The organism is Rubrivivax gelatinosus, assembly GCF_016583785.1.
In the GTDB taxonomy this organism is placed as follows: Bacteria; Pseudomonadota; Gammaproteobacteria; order Burkholderiales; family Burkholderiaceae_C; genus Rubrivivax; species Rubrivivax gelatinosus_B.
Window position 1 is genome coordinate 1 of the sequence record NZ_NRRU01000175.1, and the last position, 5,641, is coordinate 5,641.

Consider the following 5,641-nt stretch of genomic DNA (forward strand, 5'->3'; position numbering starts at 1 on the left):
GGGCTCCCAAGTACGCCAGCGGCTTGCGACCGGTGTCGTAGGCGGGGTGGGCCAGCATCAGCAGCACGGCGGCTTCGTTGGCGGCGCTGCCCTTGGGAAAGCTCGGCAGGTCCACGGTGGCCTGCCAGATCACCTTGCCTTCGGGGGAGGCGATCATCTTCAGGCCCACTTCCATCGTGGTCCAGCCGGCGTTGCCGTTGGCGATGGTCAGCGCGGGCTTGGAGGTCAGGCCGAAGGCTTGGTAGGCCTCTTTCCAGCTGTCCCGTGCATCCAGCTCCGTCCGCTCCGGCACGAAGCCCGCGACAAGGGGCAAGCCGTTCATGCGGACGCCGTTCCACATGAACATGTTGAAGCCTTCGACGTCCTGGCCGTAGTAGGTGACCACGAACTGGAAGCTCAAGGTCAACTTTCCCAGCAAAGCCGCTTCGAAGTCGGGTCGCGCCAGTGGATCGGTCACGGATCCATCACTGCCAGTGATCGACTTGTAGTAGGGAAGTGGACCCGCATCCGGCGACTGGGCCAGCAGCAAGGCAAGATGCTTCTCCACGCCGAATCCCGGATCGAACATGGTCGAGATGGCGTTGCCCCCCACCAGTTGCGCGACGGTCCCCGGCGGCCACGACGCTGCGCGTACCGCTGGGGAGGTGGCCGGCCGCGCGTCCGCCGTCGCCGGCTTGATGCCCAGCAGTTCAAGCAGGCCCATGCTGAGTGCTCCTGTGATGAACGGACGCCGGTTCATTGAAGGGTATGCCAGGTTTCATTTGAGGACACCCGCCCAGTGGCGCTCACGAACATCGACGATGCCCGGGGCTGTGGCCGCCATGTGCTGCATGTTGTACGTGAGGTGCAATTGCTTATCTTCATAGAAGCCCTGCTTCCAGTAGTCGATGAACGCCTTCGCTGGGTCAAACTTCTTGGCAAGCAGTTTGTCCACGAACATCCAGTGCGCGAACTGCCTGAACACCTGCACATCCTCCGGCTTGATGCGGCTGGGGTTGACCCAGCCGATGGCCACGTCGTAGGCCAGCACGCGCTCGGCGTGCAGGGCGTTGGTCAGGATGGTGGAGTGGTCGGTCGCGTTCGGGTTCTCTTCCATCATCTTGCGCAGTTCGGAGCGCTGCTCTTCGGCCGACAGCGGCTGGCCCGCCTTGGCTGCGGCCTGCTGCAGGCGCTTCAGGCGTGCAGCCTGCTCGTATCGCAGCGAACGTTCACTGGCCGCAGTGCCCAGGCCGAGATGTCGCTCGGCTCACGCAGCCCCCTGGAGCACCGCAAGGCGCTGGGGATCGCGGTCTAACCAGTCCAAGATTTCTGCCGCACCTCCGGTGGGTCAAACTTCAGTCGGCGCCAACAGCCACACCGCTTCGACGCGGATCATCGCAGCCAGTCGCTGAGCCAGGCCGCGCAGTCCCGGGCCGCGGCGGCGGGCCAGACGATGGAGACGGTGGTCCCGGCGCGCTGCAGCTCGATGCGGATGTCGCCCTCGACGGCCGGAGCGGTCAGCGCCAGCGGAACGAACGTCGGCGCCGGTGTTGCGGCCTGCGTCGTAGGCGGCGGCGTCTGCACCGCGGGCAGGGCCTCGGGCACCGCCCCCTGCGCATCCGCGTCCGGCTGCTGCTCCGCCGTAGCGACCCACCGGCGCAGCAGGTTGGCGTTCAGCCCGTGCGTCAACGCCACCGCGGCGATCGAGACGCCGCGCTGCCGGCACTCGCCGGCCACCATCGCCTTGAACTCGTCGCTGTGCCGGCGCCGGCGCCGCCGGCCCATCAGATCAACCCCGTAGGTGTTCATGTGTCCACTTCCCATCAAGCGGACACATGGTCACTACCGCGGGACAGCGATCAACCTGTGTTCGCCAGCCGCTTACGATTTTCTGGCGCTGCTGGCGCATCCACCGGTGCAGCGCGTCGGCTACCGGCTTGGCGCTTTGGCGTGCGGCAACCAGTCCGTGATCACCACCAGGCGACCAGCAATGAGCACCGAAGTGCCCAGTGCTACCACGAGTTTCCGCGGCATCGCCAGCGGATCGGCAGATGCGGAGCAATGGATGCAGCGACCAGGTTCTACAGCCCGGAGGACTTCATCAGTCGACCGTTTCGTCTCGGATGCTTCCATCTCCGAGCCTCCGTGACGCGGTCCGTCCATTGAGGGCGGCCGTAAGTCTCTTTTGCTCGGCGACTGGCCGCTCAGAATGCACCCGGCCTGAGGCCGACGCTCTTGACGATGGCGTCCCACAGTTCGAGCGCTTGCTCCTGAGTGAGGAACTTGCGCGGATCCTGAGGATTTTGCTTGTCCGGCCATCCAACTTCGAGGCTGAGCTTGACCATGGGGCTCATCGGGGACCGGGTGCCGTAGGTTTCCAGCTTGGCGTCGAAGATGGTGCCCCCCTTTTCCGGGTACAGGGCCACGTACTCCTGGGCACTGCGCCCGGCGACCGTCAGCGTGGCGCGTCGTAGCGTCTTGATCCCCGAGCCGCTGCCGGCCATAGCGATGGCGCGGTCGACGCGGGCGAAGAGTCGTTCGTTGGGAGCATAGTCCCCGCGTGTTTCGCTGGTGAAGTTCAGGGTCCACGACAGTGACTGGTCGCGCGCGCCGCCAGAGAACGTCTCGGCTTCTTCTGGCTTTCGGCGAAGCAGGCCGTCTGCGATGCACGCGCCGTCGCTAGTGGGAATCGCACCGACGGCGCGAGGCGTGAGCTTCGAGGCAATGTCAGCGATCAGCGACTCCACCGCTGCAACTGTCTCGTCAGAGGTGCGATAGTGAAGCCGCCACGCAGACGGCGATGCGAAAGAGAAGCCTTCGACTACGCTCATGCCCACACCACGCTCGCGCTCGCGCGAAACAAAGATCGTCAGCGATCCACCGTTCGCGACCCGAACGGCACGCAGCCGGCTTCCTTCAGTCTCATGCGCAGCCGCACGAAGCGATCGTTCGTGATTCTGCATTTTGCCGGCGTAGTCCGTATTGCTAGGGAAGGACGGAACACGCTCGATGGTGATCACTTCGATTCTTGAGTCACCAATGGCTATCTCGGCCGCTATGGGAACGTCCAGAGCATGACGTCCGATGCACATGGTTTTCATCCGTCGGGTCAGTTCGGTCATGGCATGCGTCCGCTCTGGATGGGTTTGGCGATAGTGGATCAGGTCGGGCAGGAACGGCAGGGCCACCAGCGTCGCTGCAACGGCAAGCAACAGCTTGCGACTAGACGGCCATGCAAGTTGAAGCTTCAAGATCGAACTCAAGCGGCGTTTTCGGCGATCAGCCGAACGATGCTGTACGCAGCCAGTTCTTGCGCTCGCCAGTCCTTGTAGCTGTCTTGGTGGTCGTAGCCGGCATGCCGGGCGACAAACTCTGCTTGGTCGTCTACTTTGGACGCCGACTGAAGGGGCACCGTGCCGTCGCCCTGCCAGCCCGGCCCTTTCTTGTCTGACAGGGTGAACTGCGCGGGCTGGGTTGCGCGCCCAACCTGCGCGTGGGCATTGGCCAGAAAGACCTCCCCTTCGGGACCGTCCCTGAGGACACGTGAGCGCAGACAGTCAGGCGGAGCCTGAACGAGGCGCTGCTGCGCCTGCCAGACTACACGTTCAAAGGCCCGGTGATCGTCGTCATCGGCACCATACTGCGCGTGCGTGTGCGGATGGTGGCCGTTGGCGAGTGTTTCGTGGAAGCTCTGTGCTTCGTCTAGGTTGAGCGTGAAGTCCTTCCAGGCATTGGAGATGTCTGCGGCAAGCGCATCGTCATTTGCCAGCACCCACTCCGGATTCATCAGCCGCCACCAGACATCCTTCTGCGAGTAGATCTCCGAGTACGGATCGTTCTTGGGGAGGCTGTGGACCACGGCACCGGTGTGGTCCTTGATCTGCAGCCAGTCGGTGCCATAGCGCTTGCTTGGCAGCAGTTGCAATGCGCCAGGGCAGTTGCTGAAAACGGCCGACACTTCCGGTCCGTTGCCGCCCAGGATGCTGGCCACGGCGTTGCCCTTCACACCACTGCCTTCGAACCCCGCACGGCAGCGCCGGTACGCCACGGCAGCGCCTTGCGTCGGCATGACGCCGTGAACGACGCCGATCACCTTGTCGGCCGCGGCGCCCATCTGGGCGTGCACGGCGGCACGGGCGACCAGCCCACCCATGGAGTGCGTGATGAGAACCGCCTTTTCGCACTCGTAGCCCAGCTTCTGGTAGTGGCCGATGAACTCCGCAATCTTGCCGGCCAGGTACTTGCCGCTGTCGCGGTTGGACTGCGTCCAGTTGTAGCCCACGGCGTGCACCGGAAGCCAGTACCGGGCGGCCTTCGTCACGTCGTCGGCCGTGATCGGCTTGTCGCCCTTCACCACGCCCCAGTCGCTGGCAATGCGGGTGGCCGCACCGCGATCGCGATGCCGCACATGTCGGCGACCGATGATGTTGTCGGCCCAGAACTCGCGCAGCTGACCCCGCTGATACATGTGGTTCAGGTTGTGCTCCAGAAAGGCTAGCAAGGGCCCGTAGCTGGTGAGCATGACCGTACCCCAGCCCCGGCGCTTCATTTCGTTGACGAAGCCCAGCCGCCGCTGTTCACCGCGTGCAGCGCGGTCGCGCCCGTCAGCTTCAGAGTCGAAGGTGAAAGGCGCCAGTGCTTGCGGAGGCAAGTCGGCTCGGTCGTCGACTTCTGTGTTCCGCGGGTCCAGAAGCGCGCGCCGGTCGGCGGCCGCCAGCGGCCAGAAACGGCGCGCCATGAACGATGTCGAGTCGTCGGGCCGCCAGGCGCGGTCGCCCCAGCCTTCCGTAGTGACTTTCACCGGCGGCCACTCCCAGCCGGCGGTGGCGCCCGTTCTGTAGCGCTTCTGCTCGAAGCCGGCCGGTAGCCGCTTGAGCTTCAGGTTCGAGCCCATGACGCCCGGCACGAAGATGACCGGAATCACCGTCGACGGAGGCACGATCACGGCGTAGCGCTTGGTGTCGCTCGTCGACGTGAAAGGCGCCTCGGCAACCGGATGGCCGTCCTTGTCGTAGCTGATGGGCGCGATGTGGTAAGCGTCGAACGGGTTGGCTGTAGCGGTCATGAGGCCTGGGGTGGCAGCACCCGGATGCGGTAGCGGTCGGGAAACGCGGCCTTCTTCAGGCCCGTGCGGCCTGCGCCGTCCGTGCTGCCCCGCTGGATGGCACCATCGGCGAAGTGGATCTCGTACTGACGATTCGCGACAGGCTCGCCGTTGTCCAGATAGAGAACGAACTCTTGATCGAGCCGAATGTCGGCATGCGGCATGGCCTGCACAGCCACGCTGGCGTGCTGTGGCCCCGCAAAACTCTTCTTGCCCGCATGCACGGTGATCTTGCCCGGGCACTCGAAGACGATGTTGCCGCCCTCCAGCGTGAGCCGGGCGCCGCCGGCGGTGGCCAGGGTGATCTTCTTGGCCGCCGCCCAGTCGATGTGCGCACTGGCGCGCTGGACGCTCACGTCCTGCTTGGCCGCCACGCGCAGCGTGTCGCTCTGCGCCTGCACGCTGATGTCGCCTTGGCCGGCGATGAGGGCGATGCCCTTGCCGGCGGCCTGTTCTCCAGGCTTCACCGCCCCGGCCAGCACGCCGATGTTCTGGCCGGTGTGGATGCGCAGCGCGCCGCCGCTGGCGAGTTCCAGGTTCTGCCCCGCCGCCAGCGTG

5 protein-coding genes and 1 pseudogene are annotated in these 5,641 nt (G+C 65.1%); all 6 read right to left on the reverse strand.

Features of this window, described 5'->3' with window-relative positions; translation table 11 throughout:
• Positions 1-703, reverse strand: a pseudogene (locus tag CKO43_RS24790) (hypothetical protein); the annotation flags it as partial.
• 54 nt (positions 704-757) lie between these two features.
• Entirely contained in the window at positions 758-1,228 is a 471-nt protein-coding gene (locus tag CKO43_RS24795; protein WP_346014520.1) for an effector protein Tle3 domain-containing protein, read from the reverse strand.
• Between the two features lie 143 nt (positions 1,229-1,371).
• Positions 1,372-1,788 (reverse strand): IS66-like element accessory protein TnpA, encoded by a 417-nt coding sequence (gene tnpA, locus CKO43_RS24800; RefSeq protein WP_242478224.1) that lies wholly within the window; start codon positions 1,786-1,788, stop codon positions 1,372-1,374.
• Between the two features lie 395 nt (positions 1,789-2,183).
• Entirely contained in the window at positions 2,184-3,242 is a 1,059-nt protein-coding gene (locus CKO43_RS24805; protein WP_200380339.1) for a T6SS immunity protein Tli4 family protein, read from the reverse strand.
• Positions 3,239-5,044: an esterase/lipase family protein gene (locus tag CKO43_RS24810; protein WP_200380340.1), complete on the reverse strand. Its 1,806-nt coding sequence runs from the start codon at positions 5,042-5,044 to the stop codon at positions 3,239-3,241. Before CKO43_RS24810 ends, CKO43_RS24805 begins: the two co-directional genes overlap by 4 nt.
• A partial coding sequence (locus CKO43_RS24815) for a DUF2345 domain-containing protein (protein WP_200380341.1) occupies positions 5,041-5,641 on the reverse strand: 601 nt, incomplete at its 5' end. The genes CKO43_RS24815 and CKO43_RS24810, both read right to left, overlap by 4 nt.

Bases quoted from the DNA above. Each gene is read 5' to 3' on its own strand.
- tnpA (WP_242478224.1), bottom strand. From the start codon at position 1,788: ATGAACACCTACGGGGTTGATCTGATGGGCCGGCGGCGCCGGCGCCGG.
- CKO43_RS24810 (WP_200380340.1), bottom strand. From the start codon at position 5,044: ATGACCGCTACAGCCAACCCGTTCGACGCTTACCACATCGCGCCCATC.